14 protein-coding genes are annotated in these 21757 nt (G+C 32.8%); 9 read left to right on the forward strand and 5 right to left on the reverse strand.

Annotated features, from left to right (window positions below):
- Positions 1 to 308 precede the first annotated feature (308 nt).
- Positions 309 to 1817 carry an FMN-binding glutamate synthase family protein gene (locus tag QLS65_RS06075; protein WP_282712358.1) on the reverse strand — a complete coding sequence of 503 codons (1509 nt, stop codon included), beginning with the start codon at positions 1815 to 1817 and terminating at the stop codon, positions 309 to 311.
- Positions 1818 to 2045: 228 nt separating this feature from the next.
- Between QLS65_RS06075 and QLS65_RS06080 the strand changes: the two genes are divergently transcribed.
- On the forward strand, positions 2046 to 4424 hold the full coding sequence (locus tag QLS65_RS06080; RefSeq protein ID WP_282712359.1) for a hybrid sensor histidine kinase/response regulator: 2379 nt from the start codon (positions 2046 to 2048) through the stop codon (positions 4422 to 4424).
- Here the strand turns inward: QLS65_RS06080 and QLS65_RS06085 are convergent.
- The gene (locus QLS65_RS06085) at positions 4421 to 5185 is read right to left on the reverse strand and encodes an NYN domain-containing protein (protein WP_099714738.1); all 765 of its coding nucleotides are present in this window, start codon (positions 5183 to 5185) and stop codon (positions 4421 to 4423) included. The genes QLS65_RS06080 and QLS65_RS06085 overlap by 4 nt on opposite strands.
- A gap of 263 nt (positions 5186 to 5448) precedes the next feature.
- Between QLS65_RS06085 and capB the strand changes: the two genes are divergently transcribed.
- Both capB and QLS65_RS06095 read left to right on the forward strand, forming a co-directional pair.
- Complete coding sequence (gene capB / locus QLS65_RS06090; protein ID WP_282712360.1) at positions 5449 to 6711, forward strand: cysteate-C-fatty acyltransferase; 1263 nt, start codon at positions 5449 to 5451, stop codon at positions 6709 to 6711.
- Between the two features lie 118 nt (positions 6712 to 6829).
- A complete protein-coding gene (locus QLS65_RS06095; RefSeq protein ID WP_282712361.1) occupies positions 6830 to 7303 on the forward strand; it encodes a hypothetical protein in 474 nt (157 codons plus the stop codon).
- A gap of 89 nt (positions 7304 to 7392) precedes the next feature.
- Here the strand turns inward: QLS65_RS06095 and QLS65_RS06100 are convergent, their stop codons facing one another.
- Together QLS65_RS06100 and QLS65_RS06105 are read right to left on the reverse strand one after the other, a co-directional pair.
- Positions 7393 to 8511, reverse strand: a complete 1119-nt coding sequence (locus QLS65_RS06100) for a GTP cyclohydrolase (protein ID WP_282715963.1) — start codon at positions 8509 to 8511, stop codon at positions 7393 to 7395.
- A complete protein-coding gene (locus QLS65_RS06105; RefSeq protein ID WP_282715965.1) occupies positions 8511 to 9446 on the reverse strand; it encodes a transporter in 936 nt (311 codons plus the stop codon). Before QLS65_RS06105 ends, QLS65_RS06100 begins: the two co-directional genes overlap by 1 nt.
- Before the next feature lie 124 nt (positions 9447 to 9570).
- Here QLS65_RS06105 and QLS65_RS06110 point away from each other — a divergent pair, with 124 nt between their 5' ends.
- From QLS65_RS06110 to QLS65_RS06130, 5 genes are all read left to right on the forward strand, one after another.
- Positions 9571 to 9852, forward strand: a complete 282-nt coding sequence (locus QLS65_RS06110; protein WP_121342559.1) for a DUF4834 family protein — start codon at positions 9571 to 9573, stop codon at positions 9850 to 9852.
- Positions 9853 to 9900: 48 nt separating this feature from the next.
- Entirely contained in the window at positions 9901 to 12318 is a 2418-nt protein-coding gene (locus tag QLS65_RS06115; protein ID WP_282715967.1) for a YfhO family protein, read from the forward strand.
- 69 nt (positions 12319 to 12387) lie between these two features.
- Positions 12388 to 13671 carry a glycosyltransferase family 4 protein gene (locus QLS65_RS06120; protein WP_282715968.1) on the forward strand — a complete coding sequence of 428 codons (1284 nt, stop codon included), beginning with the start codon at positions 12388 to 12390 and terminating at the stop codon, positions 13669 to 13671.
- 47 nt (positions 13672 to 13718) lie between these two features.
- Positions 13719 to 15188, forward strand: coding sequence for a lipopolysaccharide biosynthesis protein (locus QLS65_RS06125; protein ID WP_282715970.1), 1470 nt, complete (start codon positions 13719 to 13721; stop codon positions 15186 to 15188).
- Between the two features lie 370 nt (positions 15189 to 15558).
- Entirely contained in the window at positions 15559 to 15858 is a 300-nt protein-coding gene (locus QLS65_RS06130; protein ID WP_099714746.1) for a hypothetical protein, read from the forward strand.
- Between the two features lie 5 nt (positions 15859 to 15863).
- Here the strand turns inward: QLS65_RS06130 and uvrA are convergent, their stop codons facing one another.
- Positions 15864 to 18650 carry an excinuclease ABC subunit UvrA gene (gene uvrA, locus QLS65_RS06135; RefSeq protein ID WP_282715972.1) on the reverse strand — a complete coding sequence of 929 codons (2787 nt, stop codon included), beginning with the start codon at positions 18648 to 18650 and terminating at the stop codon, positions 15864 to 15866.
- A 187-nt stretch (positions 18651 to 18837) separates the two neighbouring features.
- Between uvrA and QLS65_RS06140 the strand changes: the two genes are divergently transcribed.
- On the forward strand, positions 18838 to 21639 hold the full coding sequence (locus QLS65_RS06140; RefSeq protein ID WP_345959331.1) for a helix-turn-helix and ligand-binding sensor domain-containing protein: 2802 nt from the start codon (positions 18838 to 18840) through the stop codon (positions 21637 to 21639).
- The last annotated feature ends 118 nt before the right edge of the window (positions 21640 to 21757 follow it).

Consider the following 21757-nt stretch of genomic DNA (forward strand, 5'->3'; position numbering starts at 1 on the left):
TCTAAGGATTTTACTTTTTTAAATAAGAATTAGAAAAATAATTTTTATAGGTATGGAATGATTATTTTATTGTGATTTCTAACGCGATGAGCTTGTGCGTTAATTATTAGTTAAACGTATGTTTTTCAATGTTTTAAATGAAATAAGATTGTATCTTTGAGTGTGGTTTTGATTAATTACTTGAGTATATCAATCTTGCAATAAGATATGATAATTCAATAGTCAGCTATACTAATATAATTGTATGAGTTGATAATGGTAAATCAGAACCGACAACTGGAGGACTCTAAAGGTCCTCCTTTTTTGTTTTAATGTTTTTGAACACTTTTTAAATTATCAGGGAAATATAAATCAGATAAATGGGCAAATTCATCACCACGCATGAAAATGTTAATGTCAACATCGGCAAAACTTTTTTTGCCTGCAGCAGCAAGAAGTTCATTAGCTGCGTGTAAAGTGTTTTTATGAAAATGATATACACGCTCTGATTTGTCCGTTACAACCAGTCCTTTCATCAGCATTTTATCTTGTGTCGCGACTCCGGTTGGACATTGGTTGTTATTGCATCGTAAGGCTTGAATACATCCTAATGAAAACATGAATCCACGTGCGCTGTTGCACATATCTGCTCCAAGGGCTATCGCTCTAAGGATTGAATATCCAGATATGATTTTGCCGCTACAAATGACACGTATCTTGTCTCTGATTTCATAACGGACTAAAGTCTTATTTACAAAAATAAGCGCTGGTTCAAATGGCATTCCCACACCATCTGCAAATTCTAGTGGAGCAGCACCGGTTCCACCTTCGGCGCCATCAACGGTGATGAAATCAGGAAAGCAATTTTGAGAAATCATTTCTTGGCAAATCATTTCAAATTCACGGGTTTCTCCAATGCATAATTTAAAACCAATAGGTTTTCCATTAGACAGCAATCGTAATTTTGCAATAAATTCTACTAAACCTTTAGTGTCAGAAAACGCAGAATGGCTGGGAGGAGAAAGGATAGTGGTGTGTGGTTGCACGCCTCTTATTTTGGCTATTTGTTCGGTGTTTTTTGCAGCAGGTAAAACACCTCCATGACCCGGTTTTGCGCCTTGTGATAATTTGATTTCAATCATTTTTACTTCCGGTAAGTTCGCTTTTTCAGCAAATTTACCTCCGTCAAAACCACCTCTGTCATCACGGCAACCAAAATATCCTGTACCTATTTGCCAAGTAACATCGGCTCCTTGTAAATGAAATTCAGTTAATCCGCCTTCGCCTGTATTGTGATAAAACTTGCCTTTTTGCGCTCCTTTGTTTAATGAAACTATGGCATTTTCACTTAAAGAACCAAAACTCATTGCAGATATGTTTAATAGTGACGCAAGATAAGGTTGTGTGCAGTCTTTGCCTCCAACCAGTACCCTGGGTAATTCTTCGTTGACAGCTGTAGGGAAAATAGAATGTTTGATTCCTTCATAGTTTGATTGATTCAAGTTTAATTGTGTTCCAAATGGGGTTGTCGAATCAATGTTTTTGGCTCTTTGATACACAAGAGAACGTTGGTTTCTGGAGAATGGTTCTCCATCTGTGGATCGTTCTATGAAATATTGCTGAATTTCCGGAGCAATCATTTCAAATAAATATCTGAAATAACCCAAAACAGGAAAGTTTCTTAAAATGGCATGTTTGGTTTGAATGCTGTTTGCAAATCCAATGACAATTATGGCTAAAATTGTTAAAGGAAAAAAGATGCTATATTTATAATAGTAAGCAATAATTGAACTTAAAAATAAAATTATAATCCCAAAAATAAAAAATTGCTTCCTCATGTTATTTGTAGTTTAAATTTTCTAAATTACTCAGAATTTTCTAATTTTTTGATAGTTTTGTAAACTACTTATAGAATTGATTTTAAAAGGATTTCGTTTTTAAAATAATTCCGAAAATCTGTAAAGTAAGTTATTAAATGTTAAATATCTAATTTGCCTGATTTTTTTAATCAATGCAAAACCAATTGTTTTAATTAAACGTAAATGAAGAAATAAATTACACTATAAATGAATTTTAAAAATTATAAAATACAATTAAGCACGTTTTTATTCGTGCTGATTTTTTTGTTTTTAAGCATTTCTACAAAAGCCCAATATGTAGTAAATGACTCTTTATTTAAAGATATAGTTTCATTACATAAATATGCCAAAATTGTAAATGTAGGTCAGCGTAACTATACGATACAAGAGATCATTAATGATACCTCTCTTAAGTTTGAACCATTACTCATAGAAAATAAAGATTTAGGATTTACGGATGATAACTATTGGCTTGTATTTGAGGTTGTTAATGATACAAGAAGCGATTTGCGTCCGTTTATAGAAACTTCCAGAGCAATAGTTGATGTTGCTGAATTGTATGTCATTGATCCAAGTGGAAAAATTGAGTTGTTAAAGAGTGGGGATTTAATACCTTTTAAAGAACGATCATTAAACTCTACAAAAACTTTATTTAGACCCGCTTTAGAGCCGAATGGGGAAACTCGTTTTTACCTTCATTTAAAAAGCGATGGCGAGGTAATAAATGCTCCAATTTATATGAAGTCTGCTGAGAAGGAATTAGAAACGGCTTCATTTGAACAATTTATTTTTGGGGCTTTTTATGGTCTATTGTTCATAACAGCAATAATTTACATGTTCTTTTACTTTGCTATGAAAGAACGAAGTTTTTTATTCTATAGTTTATACGTTACTTTCATAGGGTTACTACAATTCTCTGTGGATGGTTATTTTTATCAATATTTCACTCCAAATAATGGTTGGTTGTCTTCCCATTCAGTAATAATATTTGCTACGTTAGCAAACTTTTTTTTAGGGAAATATTCGCAAGTATTTTTAAATATTAAGAAGTATAGTTATACGATTTATATAATGTTCTATGTTTTATATGGCTTAAATCTACTTTCTATTACAGCGTTGTTAGTATATCCTGGATCTCTGAAATATTTATATCCTTTAGCTAATGTATTAGGATTGTTTTTATTATTGTTGATTATTGTGTCTATTGCAGTCGTTTATTACAAGACTAAAAAGATTGACAAGTTTTTTTCAATTGGTGTTTTTTTCTTAATTAGCGGATTCGTTATTTTCATATTAAAAAACTTTAGTGTTTTGCCTTCTGTTTTTTGGACAGAGAACAGTTCGAAATTAGGGACTGGTTTAGAGGTTATTTTCCTTTCGCTTTCGATGGCAAATTTGATCAGAAATCTTAAGAATGAAAAAAACGAGCTCAATCGACTTGCTTTGGTTCGTTCTGAAGAAATGAATGATTTGAAATCCTATTTTTTATCGAACATCAGTCATGAATTAAGAACGCCTTTGAATGCCATTATGAATATGATTGATTCAATTTCTGTTGAGGTTCAGGATGATAAGATTAGAAAAAATTGCCAAATTATAAAGTATTCGTCGCATAGTTTATTAAGTTCTGTCAATGATATTTTAGATTTTTCTAAAATTGAGAAAAAGGAATTAAAATTGGAATCCGTTAAGTTTGATCCCTCGAGAGTTCTGGAAAATTTAAAAAATAATGCAGTTAATAGAGCTAATGACCAAGGATTAGATTTTCAATTTTCGAAATCAGATACAATTCCTGATTTTGTAATTGGTGATGTCAACCGATTAGTTCAAGTTGTGAATAACGTATTAAATAATGCCATTAAATTCACTCCTAAAGGGTTTGTAAAATTTGATATAGACTGCATGATTAAGGAAAATAATCGTGCATGTTTAAGATTTACAGTTTCAGATTCCGGAGTAGGAATTCCCAAAGAAAAAATGGATAGTATTTTTGATTCGTTTTCTCAAAATAGTATAGATAATAAGCGAAAGTTTGGAGGGCTAGGATTAGGACTTTACATTGTAAAGACTTTAGTGGATATGCAGAACGGTACCATTGAAATGGAAAGTAAAGTTAACCAAGGCACAACTTGTATAATTACTCTTGATTTTGATATAGTTCCGCAAGAAAACAAGACAGAAGTTATAGCTACACCTATGGTTTACGATTTAAAAGGTAAATCAGTTTTAGTGGTAGAAGATAATCCGATTAATCAGATGGTTATTAAAATGATCACTAAAAAATGGTTGAACACGACAGTAGTTTATGCTAATAACGGTAAGGAATGTTTAGATGCGTTTAAAACAAATCATTTTGATATTGTATTAATGGATCTTCAAATGCCGGTAATGGACGGTTACGAAGCAACTATAGCGATTAGAAATGGGGAAGCAGGAGCGGCGAATGCTTCTGTCCCCATTATTGCAGTAACGGCTGATGTGATGGAAAGTACTAAATTACGTGTGGCAGAAATTGGGATGAATCATTATTTATCTAAACCAATTAAGAATGACACTTTATATCGTGCGGTAAAAAACTTAGTTTAACTAAAACGCAATCGTACATAAACGTGTTTGATGCCTTTTTTATCTGAATCTCTCTCGTCGATTTCTAGAATATCGGTAAGTGACTTTAGCATTGGAGTAAGTTTAGAAAAACCATAATTTCTTGGATCGAATTCTGGTTTTTTCTTTACAATAAGGTTTCCTACATCCCCAAGAAATGCCCAACCACTATCATCACCAATATCTTCAATGGTAGATTCTATTAATTCTATAGTTTGTAAATCAATTTTATTCAGGCTTTTTGGAGTTGCTTTTTTAGCATCGGAGGCAGTTCGTTTTGGTAATTTCTTTTTGATAGCTCCGTCCAAAACTTCAATATAAATAAACCTGTCGCAGGCAACGATGAATGAATTTGGCGTTTTTTGTTCTCCAATTCCAATGACTTTCATACCGGATTCGCGGAGTCGTATTGCGAGTCTTGTAAAATCAGAATCACTGGAAACAATACAAAAACCATCCACTTTATCCGAATATAATAAATCCATTGCGTCAATAATCATGGCAGAATCCGATGAATTTTTGCCTACGGTATAACTGTATTGCTGGATTGGTGTAATGGCATGTTCCAATAAAACACTTTTCCATCCACCGGCATTGGGTTTGGTCCAATCGGCATAAATACGTTTGGTGGTTGGTGTTCCAAATTTGGCAATTTCCTCCATCATTCCTTTTACATTGCTGTAAGGAACGTTGTCAGCATCAATGAGAACGGCCAGTTTTAATTCTTTTGTATCTTGTGACATAAATTTCTAATGTTGAAATATTTATTCAAATATACAAAGTTTATTACGGAATACGACTCGAAGTTTGCGGATTAGCCCTGATCGAAACGGCATCCTTTTGTGCCGTCATTGCTAGGGACGAAGCAATCTTCTTTGACGGCACAAAAGATATAGTGGAGAGCAGGAATTAGCTCCTGAAAAATAAATTTACTTTCAATACCATTATAAAATTTAAATAATTATTTTTGCAACTTCTTAAAATTAAAATTATTACTTAATATATCATGGTAAAAGATTTATTCGAAAGGATTCAAAACAATAAAGGACCGTTAGGGAAATGGGCTTCACAAGCAGAAGGATATTTTGTATTTCCAAAATTAGAAGGAGATTTAGGCCCAAGAATGAAATTTCAAGGAAAAGAGGTTTTGAATTGGAGTTTGAATGATTATTTAGGTCTTGCAAACCATCCCGAAGTGCGTAAAGCAGATGCGGATGCAGCGTTAGAGTTTGGTGCAGCCGCTCCTATGGGCGCTCGTATGATGAGTGGTCATACTAAATATCACGAACAATTAGAGAATGAATTAGCTGCTTTTGTAATGAAAGAATCGGCTTATTTATTGAATTTTGGTTACCAAGGAATGGTTTCTATAATTGATGCTTTGGTGACTAGAAATGATGTGATTGTGTATGATGTTGATGGGCACGCTTGTATTATAGACGGAGTTCGTTTGCATAGTGGAAAACGTTTTACTTACAAACACAACGATATCGAAAGTATGGAGAAAAACTTGCAACGTGCTACCAAAATAGCAACAGAAACAGGTGGAGGTATTCTTTTTATTACTGAAGGTGTTTTTGGAATGCGTGGACAACAAGGAAAGTTGAAAGAGATTGTAGAAATGAAAAAGAAATACAATTTCCGTCTTTTGGTTGATGATGCTCACGGTTTTGGTACTCTTGGTAAAACAGGAGCAGGAGCAGGTGAGGAGCAAGACTGCCAAGATGAAATTGATGTTTATTTCTCGACTTTTGCAAAATCGATGGCTAATATTGGTGCTTTTGTAGCAGCTGATAAAGATATTATCGATTACCTAAAATACAACTTACGTTCGCAAATGTTTGCTAAAGCATTACCAATGATTCAAACAGTTGGATCGTTGAAACGTTTGCAATTGTTGCGTGATAATCCAGGATTGAAAGACAAACTTTGGGAGAATGTAAATGCTTTGCAAAATGGTTTGAGAAGCAAAGGATTTAATATTGGTGATACCAATACTTGCGTTACACCAGTTTATTTGGAAGGAAGTGTACCAGAAGCGATGGTAATGGTAAATGACTTAAGAGAGAATTATGGTATTTTCTTGTCAATCGTAATTTATCCAGTTATTCCAAAAGGAATGATTTTATTGCGTGTTATTCCTACTGCTCCTCATACATTGGATGATATTGACGAAACACTAACGGCTTTTGAAGCTATTCGTGAGAAATTAGTAAACGGAACATACAAAGAAATTGCAGCTAAAACTACAGTAGATTTAGATGCTTAGTTTCTAAAATATTGCAATTTTAAATTTATAAAAATCCATCAGCTTTTGTTGATGGATTTTTTTTGAAATGTATTTAGCCAATAAAGAGTATATTTATGCAATCTAAAATTTGAATTTTATGAAAAAAGTAATTTTATTGAGTGTCGTTTTTATGAGTGTTTTTGTCTCTTGTAAAAAAGAAAAAGAAATGGAAGAAATGCCGGCTCCATCTGAAGAAATAGTTGTAGAAGAACCAGTTTCAGAAGAATGCTATAGTGCAATTATTAAAAAAGACACTATTTCTTTGTCTTTGAATATTAAAGGAAATCAAATTGCTTCTGGGAAATTGAGTTATAATTTTTTTGAGAAAGATAAAAATGAAGGTACTTTAGTGGGAGAAATAAAAGGCGATACGCTTTTTGCAGACTATACTTTTATGTCCGAAGGAGTTTCGTCAATACGTCAAGTTGCTTTTTTGAAAAAAGGAAATACGTATGTTGAAGGTTATGGAGATGTTGTAGATGACAATAAAGGAAGAGTCACTTTTAAAGACAAGAAACAACTAAAATTTGAAGGAAATATCGTTTTGTCAAAAGTTGATTGCAAAATGTAGTTTTCATTATAAAACAGCATTATTTAAAACACAAAATCTATTTGCCGCGGCAAATGGATTTTGTGTTTTAAGTAGTACAATCTAAGTTGTTATAAATTCTTTAGGAAAGTACATCTTCGTTTGTGAACAACAGGATTAAAATGTTTCCATAAGTTATGAATGGCAAGGTTATCCGCTAATTCTGGAGTTCTGAAACAGTTGACAACTCCCTTTTCTTTGAAAGTATGGTAATATTCATTGAAAATTATCGCTGTAACCGCTTTGTTTTGATAATCAGGATGAACGCCTATCAAATAGAAAATCATATCCTTACTTTGATTTTTTGCTTTAAGCAAATGAAGGAATCCAAATGGGAATAATTTTCCTTTTGATTTTTGCAATGCTTCAGAAAAGGAAGGCATTACAATACTAAAAGCAACAATATTATGGTCTTTATCTTCCACAAATTTGATAAATTCGGGATTGATAAAACTGATGTATTTTTTCTTGAAATATTCTTTTTGAACGTCAGAAATAGCTACAAAAGAAGATAAGGAAGCATACGATTCATTGAATAAATCAAACATTTTATCTACATGCGGCATCACTTCTTTGGTAGTTTTGAAATTAAGCGGACTTAATTGATACCTTCTTTTTACCAAATCATTTGCCTTTTCAAAAAACTCTGGTTTTACGTTTTCGAAAGGAAATTTACTTTCTAAGTATTCTTTTTCTACGCGATATCCCAACTGCTCAAAATGACGGGCATAATATGGATGATTGTACCATGTAATCATAGTTCCAATCTCGTCAAAACCTTCCGTCAAAACACCAACTTTATCTAAATTGGAAAATCCCATTGGACCTTCAACATGGTCTAAGTTATTTTTTCGACCTAACTCATATACTTTTTCCAAAAGTGCTTTTGTCACTTCGATATCGTCAATCACATCAAACCAACCAAAACGAACTTTCTTTTTTTGTTGGTCATTTACCTCGCTCCAATTAATGATTGCTGCAATTCTGCCTACTATTTCATTGTTTTTGTAGGCAATATAAAAATAGGCTTCGGCATTTTCAAAAGCCGGATTTTTTGTTTTGTCGAAGGTTTCCAATTCATCGGCAATGATTGGCGGAACCCAATATTTATTGTTTTTGTATAGGGAAAAAGGGAATTTGATATAATCCGTTAATTCACTTTTTGTTTTAGCTTCTTTAATTGTAATCATTATCCTTTTTTTGTCTTTTTTGCTCTTTTTAATGCTTTCTTATCAGAATCCTTATTGTCAATGTTTATTCTTACTTCTTGGTAATTGGCATCATAACGCCAAGAAAAACCAATTCCGCCATAAAGTGCAGAAGGAGTGTCTTTAAGGCTTGTACTTATAGATGCGTCAATTTGCATGTCTTTATTCAACAGATAAGCTGCGCCACCACGAACAATAGCGTCGCTGTAAAAATCACTTTTAAATCCTTGATTTTCTACAAATCCCGACCATTTGTCATTAAATCCTCTTGTTAAAGTCAAGACATAACCATAACTTGGATAGTCCGTTGTCACATAATCAGCTATGATATTGGTTACAAAAACCCATTTTCCATCACCCAAGTGGTTTTGGGTAATTAATATAATTTTTGGTGATATGCTGGATTCTGGTGAAAAAGAATAGGGGTTGCCTGCCATAGTAAAATTAGCTCCAGCAAATACGGAAACGGCAGGAATTAATTGGCGCCAATTGAATGCTCGATTGGCTTTCCAACTGTATATGTTTACCTTTTTTTCGTAATTTTTGAAAGGATCGTAAATCAAATATTTGGCTCCTAAAACAGTTTGTTTGAAATCTGCTCGATTGGAACTGTTGAATAAGGTGGTGTATTTTTCATTTTGGTATTGTATATCGGCTATCAATTCCAGTTTTTCCATGAATAATCCCCATCGCAAGGTGGCATCGATTCCAAAACCATTGGCATCATAATTCAATAAGCTGTGATTTTGTTTTATTCCGTAAACGCCTGTTTCTATTTGGATTACTGATTTTCCAACTGCGTAAGCCGACATGGTTTCTCCCGGTCTGTTAGAATTTATTTGATCGGTATGTTGGCCATAATGAATACTTGGAATCATTGAAATAGCAGCGATAAGTAAGATTTTGATTTTGGACATATTATTTTTTTTGGGTTAAAAAGTAATAACGCTTTTCAAATGTACTATATTTTATTATTTATTTAAGAGAGATATTTTAATTTTGAACGGTTGATTTATTAATTTTGGAAAAAATTACACTTATATGCAAACAGCTTCTTTCACTGGTTTTATAAAAGCGCTTTTTTATATGATCGCTTTCTATTATATTTTTAGATTTCTAGCAAAACTATTTTTGCCATTATTGGTTAAAAAAGTAGTCGAAAAAGCGGGCGAAAATATGCAGAAGCAGCAACAGTACGCGCAAGATAATACTTGGAAAAAAACACAAAGTAAGGATGAAGTAATATACAATACGGCAAATGCTAAAAATCCACGCGAAACCAAAAAAGTGGGAGATTATGTTGATTACGAAGAAATAGATTAAATTTGTCGTTATTAGCACCGTTTTTACTCTAATCCAAACCATTTTACATTGAAAATAATAAATAAGTTCTATCCACACGCCTTAGCCATATTTGGTTTTGTTGTAATTTCTCTCCTATATTTTTATCCTGTATTGCAAGGAAAACAAATTTTCCAGTCAGATATTGTGCAGTATACAGGAATGGCCAAAGAACAAAATGACTTTAGAGCCACTGATGATGTTGAACCGTATTGGACTAATTCTGCTTTTGGTGGAATGCCAACGTATCAATTGGGAGCCAAATATCCACACGATTATATTGGTGCAATAGACGATGTATTGCGATTCTTACCGCGTCCTGCGGATTATTTGTTTTTATATTTCCTTGGATTTTACGGTTTGATGCTGGTACTAAAAGCCGATCCTTTGAAAGCCTTTTTTGGTGCATTAGCCTTTGGTTTATCTACTTATTTGATCATTATTCTTGGAGTTGGGCATAATGCCAAAGCGCATGCTATTGCTTATATGCCGCTGGTTATTGCCGGATTTATTTTGGTATTTCAAAAAAAATACATTCTGGGAGGCTTGATTACTCTTTTTGCGACAGCATTAGAAATCAATGCGAATCACTTCCAAATGACGTACTACTTATTGATTTTCCTATTGATACTTTCTGCTTATTTTATATATCAGCAAGTAAAAGAGAAGGAATATAAATCCTTGTTGTATTCCTTTGGGATATTAGCTGCGGCAGGAATTTTAGCTATTGGTGCCAATGCTACAAATCTATTAGCAACTTCTGAATATGCTGATTTTAGTATTCGTGGGAAAAGCGAACTGACATTTAATCCAAACGGTTCAAAAAACGAAACTACTTCTTCAATGTCTAAGGACTATATTACGGAGTACAGTTATGGAGTAATGGAAAGTTTTAATCTTATTGCACCCCGACTTTTTGGTGGTTCTAATAATGAGGCTGTAGGTAAAGACAGTAATATGTATGAATTCATGATAGGTCAGGGAGTTCCGGAGGATCAGGCAACTGATTTTGTTTCGGGAATGCCAACGTATTGGGGTGATCAGCCTATTGTGGCAGCTCCTGCATATATTGGAATTGTAGTGTTCTTTTTGGCGATTTTGGCTTTATTTATCGATAAAAGAAAGATTAAATATGTTTTTCTCTCTGGTTCAATAGTTGCGTTAGTTCTTTCTTGGGGTAAAAACTTCCCTGTTTTGACTGACTTTTTTATTGATTATGTTCCAATGTACGATAAATTCAGAGCGGTATCTTCTATACAAGTTGTTTTGGAATTGTGTTTCCCAGTTTTGGCTATTATGGGATTACAGTCTTTCTTCAAATTAGACAAAAAACTGCAATGGAAAGCATTGTATGAAACTACAATATTAGGTTTAGGAATTATTTTGATTTTATTTTTAAGCAAAAGTATGTTTAGCTTTTCAGGAGGAAACGATGCTTATTTTCAAGAAAGTTACGGTCCTGAGTTTGTGAGCGCCCTTAAACTGGATCGAATGAGCTTGTATAGTGCTGATTTATTGCGTTCAGGCTTTTTTATTATGTTAACAGCAGGCGTTTTATGGTTGTTCATTAAAGATAGATTTGCTCAAAATACGGCCATTATAATTGTAGGTTTATTGATGGTTTCCGATTTGTTTTTTGTAGATAAAAAATATGTTTCCGGGAAAGATTTTGTAAGCGGAAGTCAAGTTCAAGTGCCTTTTCAAGAGTCACCTTCTGATGCTGAGATTCTAAAAGACACGGCTAATTATCGCGTTTTTGAAGTGGGCGATATCATGGGGGCAAGAGCTTCTTATTTCCATAAATCTATTGGTGGTTACAGTGCCGTAAGACCTAGAAGAATGCAGCAATTAATTGACTATCAAATTTCAAAAAATAACATTGAAGTCCTTAACATGCTTAATGTAAAGTATGTTATCCAAAAGGATAAAGAAGGGAAAGAATTCCCAGTATCAAATCCAGCTGTTAATGGAAATGCATGGTTTGTGAGCCAGGTAAAATTGGTGAATTCTGCTGATGAAGAGATGAAAGCGTTGGATAGTTTGGATTCTAAAAATGTAGCAGTTGTAAATAGTAAAGATTTTGAAATTAAAAATACGGCTTTCGCCAAAGACAGTTCAACCACTATAATTTTAGAAAATTACAAACCTAATTACTTGAAATATGTGTCTAATAATTCAAACGAAGGTTTAGCCGTTTTCTCCGAAATGTATTATGGAAAAGGTTGGAATGCCTACATTGATGGAAAAAGTGCAGATCATATTAGAGTTGATTATGTTTTAAGGGGATTAATAATTCCTAAAGGGGATCATAAAGTAGAATTCAAGTTTGAACCTCAAGTGATAAAAACCGGAAGTACAATTACGTTGATAAGTTCAATAGGAATGCTGTTACTTTTAGCCGTTGGGATTTATTTCGAAAGGAAGAAAGGTTTAAAGCTTAAAGTTTAAAGTTTTTTGAATATTGAATAATTATGTTGAATTCTGAGGTTTTGTAACCTTAAACCTTAAACCTTAAACTTGGAACCAAAAAAACTCTTAATCATTACCTATTATTGGCCACCGTCTGGAGGACCTGGAGTACAGCGTTGGCTTAAGTTTGTTAAGTACTTGCCGGATTTTGGTATTCAACCAATTGTATACATTCCGGAGAATCCAACGTATCCTATTGTTGATGAGAACTTGGTTAAAGAAGTTTCGGATAAAGCGATTATTCTGAAACAGAAGATTTTTGAACCGTATCAACTGGCTTCTTTTCTTTCGAAAAACAAAACCAAGAAAATCAGTTCAGGAATTATTCCAAATCAGAAAAAACAATCTTTTCTGGATAAAACATTTCTTTGGATTCGTGGAAATCTTTTTATTCCGGATGCACGTGTTTTTTGGGTAAAACCATCGGTTGCTTATTTGGAAAAATACATTTTAGAAAATAATATTGACACCATTGTTACTTCTGGACCGCCGCATAGTCTGCATCTTATTGGATTGGAATTAAAACAAAAATTAGATTTAAAATGGTTTGCCGATTTTCGGGATCCTTGGACTACTATTGGCTATCATAAATCCTTACGATTGTCTCGTTTTGCTGCCAAGAAACACAAAGCATTAGAGCATCGGGTTTTGAATACAGCCGACACAGTTATAGTAACCAGTAAAACTACCAAAACTGAATTTCAAGCGATTACCACTAAGCCTATTGTGGTAATAACGAATGGTTATGATACGGAAGAAGTTGGAAAACAAACCTTAGATTCAAAGTTTAGCTTAGCGCATATTGGTTCTTTTCTTTCTGAGAGAAATCCTCTGATTTTATGGGAAAGTTTAGTCGAATTGCTACATGAGATTCCTGATTTTAAATCGCATTTGGAAGTGAAATTGATAGGTGCTGTAAGTCAGGAAGTTTTGGAAACGATTACTCAATTTGGGCTTAATTCCTATTTGAATAATTTGGGTTATGTTTCGCATGCAGAAGCGATTGCGCACCAAAGAAAATCACAGGTTTTGTTGCTTATAGAAATTGATTCTGAAGATACTAAAAGTATTATTCCAGGAAAATTATTTGAATATATGGTTTCAAACAGACCTATTGTTGCGATTGGTCCTAACGGATCTGATTTTGCCGAAATCATAACAGAAACCAATACAGGCGTATTTTTTGATTATTCGGAGAAAATGAAACTTAAAAGTGTAATTTTGGACTTTTATAATCAGTTTTTGGAGGGTAAATTACAAGCAAACGGAGTTGGATTACAACGCTATTCCAGAAAAAATCTTACCAAAGAATTGGTACAATTAATCCAATAAAATTAGAAGTTCGATCTACTTTTAACCTTAAACTTTAAACGCCTAAAATGGGAATAGTATTAAATCAATCTTTAAAGAATACGATAATTACCTATTTGGGTTTTGGAATTGGGGCAATCAACACACTTTATTTGTATCCATTTTTTTTAGGAACAGTATTTTATGCTTTAACTAATTATATTCTTTCTTGGGCAAATATTATTATGCCTTTATTGGCTTTTGGGATGCAAAATACTTTGGTGAAGTTTTATACTCAATATAAAACAGAAGAAGAACGCTCTCAGTTTCTATCATTTACAGTGCTAATCCCTTTATTATTGTGTATTCCTTTAGTATTGATTGGCTTATTCTTTTTTGAACCTATTTCATTGTACTTGAGCAAGGAAAATCCTGTAGTTAAGGATTATTTGTGGCTTATTCCATTTATAGGGCTGAGTATGGCATATTTCGAAATTTTTTATGCTTGGGCAAGGGTTCACATGCACTCAGTTTTTGGAAATTTTGTTAAAGAGGTTGGACTTAGATTATTTTCGTTATTTGCTTTGATTGGAGTCTATTACAAATGGATTAGTGTTGTAGAATTTATTTATGTTACGGCTATTATTTATTTTCTGGCTTTTATTATTACGATGTTTTATGCTTTCCGAATAAAAAAACCTGCTTTTCAGTTCTCCATTCCTCAAAATGTGAAAGATGTTTTAGTATACACTTTTTTCATTATTTTATCAGGTAGTGTTGCGGTTATGTTGCTGGATATTGATAAGATTATGCTGAATCAATATATTAAGATTGAGAATATAGCCTATTATTCAGTTGCGACTTATATTGCTTCTGTTATTGCTGTTCCTAGTCGTGCGATGCATCAGATTACCTATCCAATAACGGCTAAATTGATGCATGAGAATAAACACGATGAATTAAATGATTTGTACAAAAAAACTTCAATAAATCTGCAAGTTGTTGGAGGTTTTGTGATGTTGTGTATTTTTGTTAATATCAATCAGTTGTATGTAATGGTTCCAAAAGAATATAGTGGAGGAATTCTTGTGGTATTTTTGATTGGTATATCTAAATATTTTGATTTGATTTTAGGAAATAACAATGCTATCATTTTCAATTCAAAATATTATCGAATGGTTTTGTTTTTAGGATTATTGCTTGTTTTTTTGACAGTAGGCTTAAACATGTTTTTTATCCCTAGATATGCCATAACAGGAACTGCAGTCGCTACTTTATTATCTATAACTTTATACAGTTTGGCTAAATTACTTTTTGTTGTCAAACGAATGCATTTGTATCCATTTACAAATCAGACATTGTATTCTCTAGGAATTACTTTTGGAATATTTTTGGCATTTTATTTTTGGGAATTTCCTTTTAGCCCAATAATTAGCATTGGATTAAAATCAATTTTAGTTACCCTTTTGTATGTTTATATCAACTACAAATTTGTTATTTCTATTGAAATTAATCAAGCTTTAGATGTTGTTTTGAAAAAGTTAAGAATCAAGTTGTAATTTTTTTTCAGTTCAGAAAATACGACTAATCTTAATTTTTAAAATAATTTTTCAACCAAAATCTCACCTCAAATTCGGGTTTTCTCTCTTATAAAATAATGATACAAGTCTTTATTGTATTGGTGATTAAGGGAGTCGGTATGTGAATATTATAACTTTAAATAATTATTGTGTAACTTTTGAGGGATCTAAAAAAATATATTTGTAGAGAAATTTAATTGTAAAAGTTAATAGTCGTTTAATTGTTTTGCAGTGATCAAAAATCACTAAAAGTGGGTATTGTACAAATAAGTGACTATCCTTATTTTTGCAGTTGTTATCTTTAGAAAAGACAATAATTAAATAGCTAAAGTAATTTACCCCAATAATTATGAAAAGCAATCCATACATTAACGAAGAAAGCTTACAAAAATTCTCTAGTATCATAGCTAATAGAATCCACCATGGATTTACTATTATAGAAAAAAATGATACTTTACCTTTTGCTGTTTTATCAAAAGGCAGGAAAGAGGTCGATCACGGGTTTAATTTTTTAATTTGTTGTATGACATTAGGAGTTTGGTCAGTTGGCTGGATTTATTTAACTTATGTATCTTCCAAAGAAAAAAATATTGTGATAGCTATTGATGAAGATGGAAATACATTTGAAGAAAAATGCTATTCAGAATAGCATTTTTATAGTTTTTCCTTTAAGTATTTTCCAGTAACGGAACCTTTTATTTTTACTATTTGTTCAGGCGTTCCAACGGCTAATAATTTTCCACCATTTTCTCCTCCTTCAGGACCTAAATCAATAATCCAGTCGGCACATTTGATGAGATCAAGGTTGTGCTCAATTACTAGAATCGAATGACCTTTGTCTATCAATGCATCAAAAGAAGCCAATAATTTTTTGATATCATGAAAATGCAATCCGGTTGTAGGTTCGTCAAAAACAAATAAAGCTTTGTCTTTTGTGGCTCCTTTTACCAAGAATGAAGCGAGTTTTATACGCTGCGCTTCTCCACCGGAAAGTGTAGAAGAAGATTGTCCTAATTGTACATAACCCAAGCCTACATCTCGTAAAGGCTGCAATTTTTGAGTGATTTTAGTTTGTTTATTAGCTATAAAAAAAGCAATTGCATCATCTATCGTCAGGGTTAGAATATCATGAATATTTTTACCTTCAAAAGCGACTTCCAGAACTTCTTTCTTAAATCGTTTTCCGTTACAGGTTTCACATGGTAATTGCACATCGGCCATGAAAACCATTTCTACATTTATGGAACCTTCTCCTTTGCAGGTTTCACATCTTCCTCCGTCAACATTAAAAGAAAAATGTTTGGCTTGATAGCCTCTTATTTTTGATAGTTTTTCTTTGGCATACAATTCCCGAATATCATCATACGCTTTAATGTACGTCACAGGATTTGAACGGGAACTTCTTCCTATTGGGTTTTGGTCTACGTATTCAATATGTTTAATTTGCGAAAACGAACCTGATATTTCGCTGAATTGCCCTGCTTTTTCACCAACATTTTCCAGCTTTTTTTGCATCGCCGGAAAAAGGATTTTTTTAACAAGCGTACTTTTTCCGCTTCCTGAAACTCCGGTAATAACAGTTAATACATCCAGAGGAAAAGTTACATCTATATTTTGAAGATTGTTTTCTCGAGCTCCTTTTATTTCGATAAAATTCTTGAAAAGTCTGCGTTTTTTGGGAACAGTAATTTCTAAGTCTCCATTCAAATATTTAGCGGTCAGTGAAGTTGATTTTAGAATTTCATCATACGTGCCTTGTGCTACCAAATTACCACCAAAAGTGCCTGCTTCCGGTCCAATATCAATAATCATATCTGCGGCTTTCATGATATCTTCATCATGTTCTACCACAATAACCGTGTTTCCTAAATCTCTTAAAGATAACAGTACTTTTATCAGGCGTTCTGTATCTTTTGGGTGCAAACCAATGCTCGGCTCATCCAGAATATACATCGATCCAACCAAACTGCTTCCTAGAGAAGTTGCTAAATTGATACGCTGCGATTCTCCTCCGGAAAGTGTTGCAGAATTTCTGTTTAATGTCAGATAATCCAGTCCTACTTCGGTTAAAAAAGATAAACGATTATTGATTTCTACCAGCAATCGTTTCGCTATTTGTTTTTCATAAACATCTAAGTCAATATTTTCGAAAAAAGTAACCAAATGTTTGATAGGCAAATCAACTAAATCAGAAACTGTTTTTGAGTTAATTTTTACATACGAAGCTTCAATTCTCAAGCGTTTTCCTTTGCAGGAATGACATTTGGTTTTACCTCTGTAACGCGAAAGCATAACCCTGTTTTGAATTTTATAATTCTTTTCTTCCAGTTCCTTGAAAAAATCATTTAAACCTTGAAAATAGCTATTTCCATTCCAGATTAATTCTTTTTGATCTTCAGATAATTGGTAATAAGGTTTGTGAATAGGGAAATCAAATTTGTAAGCGTTATTTACTAATTCGTCGCGAAACCAACTCATACTTTCACCTCTCCATGGGAAAATAGCATTTTCAAAAACGGATAAAGTAGTATTTGGCACCACTAATTCGGCATCAATTCCTATAATGTTTCCATAGCCTTCGCAAACAGGACACGCTCCGTATGGATTGTTGAAACTAAATAAATGAACGTTTGGTTCCAAAAATGTAATTCCGTCCAATTCAAAATTATTGGAATAGGAATACTTTTTATCGGAGTTTAATTCTTGTAAATGACAGATTCCTTTTCCTTCAAAGAAAGCCGTTTGCACCGCATCACCCAATCGATTGTAGAACTCTTCTTCATTTTTGACCACAATCCTATCAATAATGAGTTTTATGTCTTTATTGTCTAAAGAATGTTGGTCAATTTCGTCTAAACGAATCATTTCATTGTTTACCAAAATCCTCGCAAAACCTTGTTGTAAAAGTACTTTTAGTTTGTCTTCCAGTTTTCGTCCTTCTTCTAAATGAATAGGAGCAATAAGCAACCATTTGCTGTCTAGTTCAAAATTTTTCACATCGGTAACTACATCGGTAACCGTATTTTTTTTGACCTCACGACCAGAAATAGGAGAATATGTTCTTCCGATTCGGGCAAACAGCAATTTTATATAATCATATATTTCGGTTGAAGTTCCTACTGTAGAACGTGCGTTTGTCGTATTTACTTTTTGTTCGATAGCAATCGCAGGAGCAATTCCTTTGATGTATTCTACTTTTGGTTTATCTAATCGTCCAAGAAATTGTCTTGCATAGGAAGATAAACTTTCTACATAGCGGCGTTGTCCTTCGGCATATAAAGTATCGAAAGCCAAGCTTGATTTTCCGGAACCCGAAAGTCCTGTGATAACCACTAATTTATTTCGGGGAATCGCAACATCTACATTTTTTAGGTTATGTACTTGCGCGCCTTTTATGATGATATTTTTCTTTGGATCTAATTTCGAAAGGTCAACTTGCATAAAAATGATAATTTTTACAAAAGTAATCAATTTTCAACTGACTAAATGGATTGAACAAGTCACAAATAATCATTAAAAGTGTGGTTAATAAGTGATTTTTCTTCTTGTATAGTTTTTATGCTTTCTATCATCTAAAAAAATAGTATTTTTAAGATTATTTTTGAAAAAAATTAACTTCACCATACCATTGAAAACAAAACTATACATTTTTCTTTTTTTAATGTCCTTTTGTGCTTTTTCTCAGGAATTGCCGCCAATTGTAAAATATGCCTCAACCACTTATGGTGCGGGAAATCAGAATTGGATGATTTCGCAGGATCAAAATCATTATGTTTTCTTTGCTAACAATGAGGGATTATTGGAATTTAACGGATCAAACTGGGAATTATATCCATCACCAAACGAAACTATCGTTCGTTCTGTAAAAGTGATTGGAAATAAAATTTATACTGGTTGCTACATGGAATTTGGTTTCTGGACGAGGCAGACAAATGGAAAACTAAAATACACTTCGCTTAGCAAAACAATAAAAACTCAAATTCTTAATGACGAACAGTTTTGGAATATATTGAACTATGAACAATGGGTTGTTTTTCAATCTTTGGACAGAATTTATATTTACGATACCAAAACGGGAGGTTTCAAAATCATTGCTCCCAAAAACAATATTACTAAATCGTTCCGTACAAAAAATGCAATTTATTTTCAGAGTATAAATGAAGGACTTTTTGAAATTGAAAGCGGAAAAGGGCGCTTGGTATCTAATAATCCAATTTTACAAAACAATAGGATAGTCAACGTTTTTGCTATTGAGGAAGGACTTTTAATCCAGACACAGCTGAATGGATTTTATAAACTTATAGGAACTGTTTTGACTAAATTTTCTACCGAAGTTGATTCGGAGTTAGCATCCAGTAGTGTGTATAGCAGTCAATTACTGTCGGATGGAAGTTTTACTTTAGGAACTGTCTCTAATGGAATTTTTATCTTAAACAATAACGGGAGAATTAAATATCACATCAATCAAAACAAAGGATTGAGTAATAATACTGCGTTGTCTTTATATGAAGATGCCGATAAAAATCTTTGGGTAGGATTGGACAACGGAATCAATTGCATTAATCTGCAATCTCCGATACAGAACTTTGTTGATGACACCGGAATTTTAGGAACCGTTTATACTTCAAAACTTTATAAAGGTAATTTGTATGTAGGAACCAACCAAGGTTTGTTTTATAAAAATTATCTGACTAATGATGAATTCAAATTTGTAAACGGAACTAAAGGGCAGGTTTGGTCTTTGTTTGAGTACGATGGAACGCTTTTTTGCGGTCATGATTCGGGAACATTTGTGATTGATAACGCTGTTGCAAAAAATATATTTTCAGCATCAGGAACTTGGAAATTTGAAACTGTCCCCAATCAAAAAGGGCTCTTACTTCAAGGGAATTACTATGGAATTTCTGTTTTGGCAAAAACGAATAATCAATGGAGTTTTAGAAATAAAATTACAGGATTTGATTATTCCTCAAAATATTTTGAAATCACGAATGCGCTGAATGTATATGTAAGTCACGAATATAAAGGAGTTTATAGGCTGGAACTAGACGGAAAACTGTCAAAAACGAAACCTTTTGTGACCTATAAAACACCCGAAAAAGGTAAAAATGCCAGTCTAACTAAGTTCAACAACATAATTTACTATGCTAATAAAGAAGGTATTTTTAAATTGAATGAGAAGACAAAACAATTCAGTAAGGATAATTTATTAAGTTCTGTTTTCGAAAAAGATGAATATACTTCGGGAAAATTGATTGTTGATAATTCCAATAAAATATGGTTGTTTTCTAAAAATTACATCCATTATTTTTCATTGAGTAAACTAAGTAATCAACTGAAGCAAAATGTAATTCCAATTCCCGCTTCATTAACAAATTCGATGTTAGGCTACGAAAATATTACTCAAATTTCCAATTCTAATTATTTGATAGGAACTACTGATGGATATTATATTTTGAATCTTAATGAATTGAGTTTTAAAAATCATAACGTCTCTATTTCCGCAATTACAACAAATAAACTAAATGAAACTTCGGAAAACCGTTCCATTCAGGAAGAGGGCAGTTTTAAATATGATGAAAATAACATAACCATTAATTATACGGTTCCTGAATTTAATAAATACATCAATGCTGAGTTTCAATATTTATTAGAAGGATTTCAAGAGGAGTGGAGCGAATGGAGTGCAAAATCAACAGTGAATTTTAAAAATTTGCCTCCTGGGGAATATACTTTTAAGGTGAGAGCTAAATTTGCGAATTCTACTTTAGAAGATACCGCTATGTATACTTTTACTGTTGAAAAGCCTTGGTATTTAACCAATATTGCTCTTTTTTTCTATTTTATTTTTGTGATTGTGATGGCTCGATTTATTCATAAGGCCTATAAAAACTACTATCAAAAACAAAAAGAGAAATTGATAGAAGAGAATAATTTGTTGTTAGAGATTAAAGAGCTTGAAAACGAGCAGGAATTAATGCGCATTAGAAACGAACAGCTTTCTCAAGATGTAGATACTAAAAATAGAGAGTTGGCTGTTTCTACGATGAGTTTGAATAGTAAAAATGAGTTGCTGGCTTTTATCAAAGATGATTTAAAGAAAACGCCTGATGATGGTAACAGGAGTATAAAATCAGTCATTTCTACAATTAATAAGAACATAACTGAAGGAGATAGTTGGAGTGTATTTAAAGAAGCCTTTGATAATGCCGATAAAGACTTTTTGAAAAAAATGAAACTGGCTCATCCGTCCTTAACTCCAAACGATTTGAGATTATGTGCTTACTTGAGATTAAATCTTTCCTCGAAAGAAGTGGCGCCTTTGCTAAATATATCTGTACGAAGCGTTGAGATAAAAAGATATCGTTTGCGTAAGAAAATGGAATTGTCGCACGAACAAGGACTTGTAGAGTACATTTTAGCTGTATAGTTCCTTCTGAATTTTACAAATAAAACTATACATTACCACAACAATACCGTTATTGTTGTGGTTTTTTTGTTTTTAGAGAAAATCTGAATTTCTTAATTTCTTCTTAATTTTCAACCCT

Origin of the sequence: Flavobacterium algoritolerans (assembly GCF_030010385.1) — a bacterium.
GTDB classification, from domain to species: Bacteria; Bacteroidota; Bacteroidia; order Flavobacteriales; family Flavobacteriaceae; genus Flavobacterium; species Flavobacterium algoritolerans.

Bases quoted from the DNA above. Each gene is read 5' to 3' on its own strand.
- QLS65_RS06080 (WP_282712359.1), top strand. From the start codon at position 2,046: ATGAATTTTAAAAATTATAAAATACAATTAAGCACGTTTTTATTCGTG.
- QLS65_RS06105 (WP_282715965.1), bottom strand. From the start codon at position 9,446: ATGTCCAAAATCAAAATCTTACTTATCGCTGCTATTTCAATGATTCCA.
- QLS65_RS06125 (WP_282715970.1), top strand. From the start codon at position 13,719: ATGGGAATAGTATTAAATCAATCTTTAAAGAATACGATAATTACCTAT.
- QLS65_RS06095 (WP_282712361.1), top strand. From the start codon at position 6,830: ATGAAAAAAGTAATTTTATTGAGTGTCGTTTTTATGAGTGTTTTTGTC.
- capB (WP_282712360.1), top strand. From the start codon at position 5,449: ATGGTAAAAGATTTATTCGAAAGGATTCAAAACAATAAAGGACCGTTA.
- QLS65_RS06130 (WP_099714746.1), top strand. From the start codon at position 15,559: ATGAAAAGCAATCCATACATTAACGAAGAAAGCTTACAAAAATTCTCT.
- QLS65_RS06100 (WP_282715963.1), bottom strand. From the start codon at position 8,511: ATGATTACAATTAAAGAAGCTAAAACAAAAAGTGAATTAACGGATTAT.
- QLS65_RS06110 (WP_121342559.1), top strand. From the start codon at position 9,571: ATGCAAACAGCTTCTTTCACTGGTTTTATAAAAGCGCTTTTTTATATG.
- QLS65_RS06075 (WP_282712358.1), bottom strand. From the start codon at position 1,817: ATGAGGAAGCAATTTTTTATTTTTGGGATTATAATTTTATTTTTAAGT.
- uvrA (WP_282715972.1), bottom strand. From the start codon at position 18,650: ATGCAAGTTGACCTTTCGAAATTAGATCCAAAGAAAAATATCATCATA.
- QLS65_RS06085 (WP_099714738.1), bottom strand. From the start codon at position 5,185: ATGTCACAAGATACAAAAGAATTAAAACTGGCCGTTCTCATTGATGCT.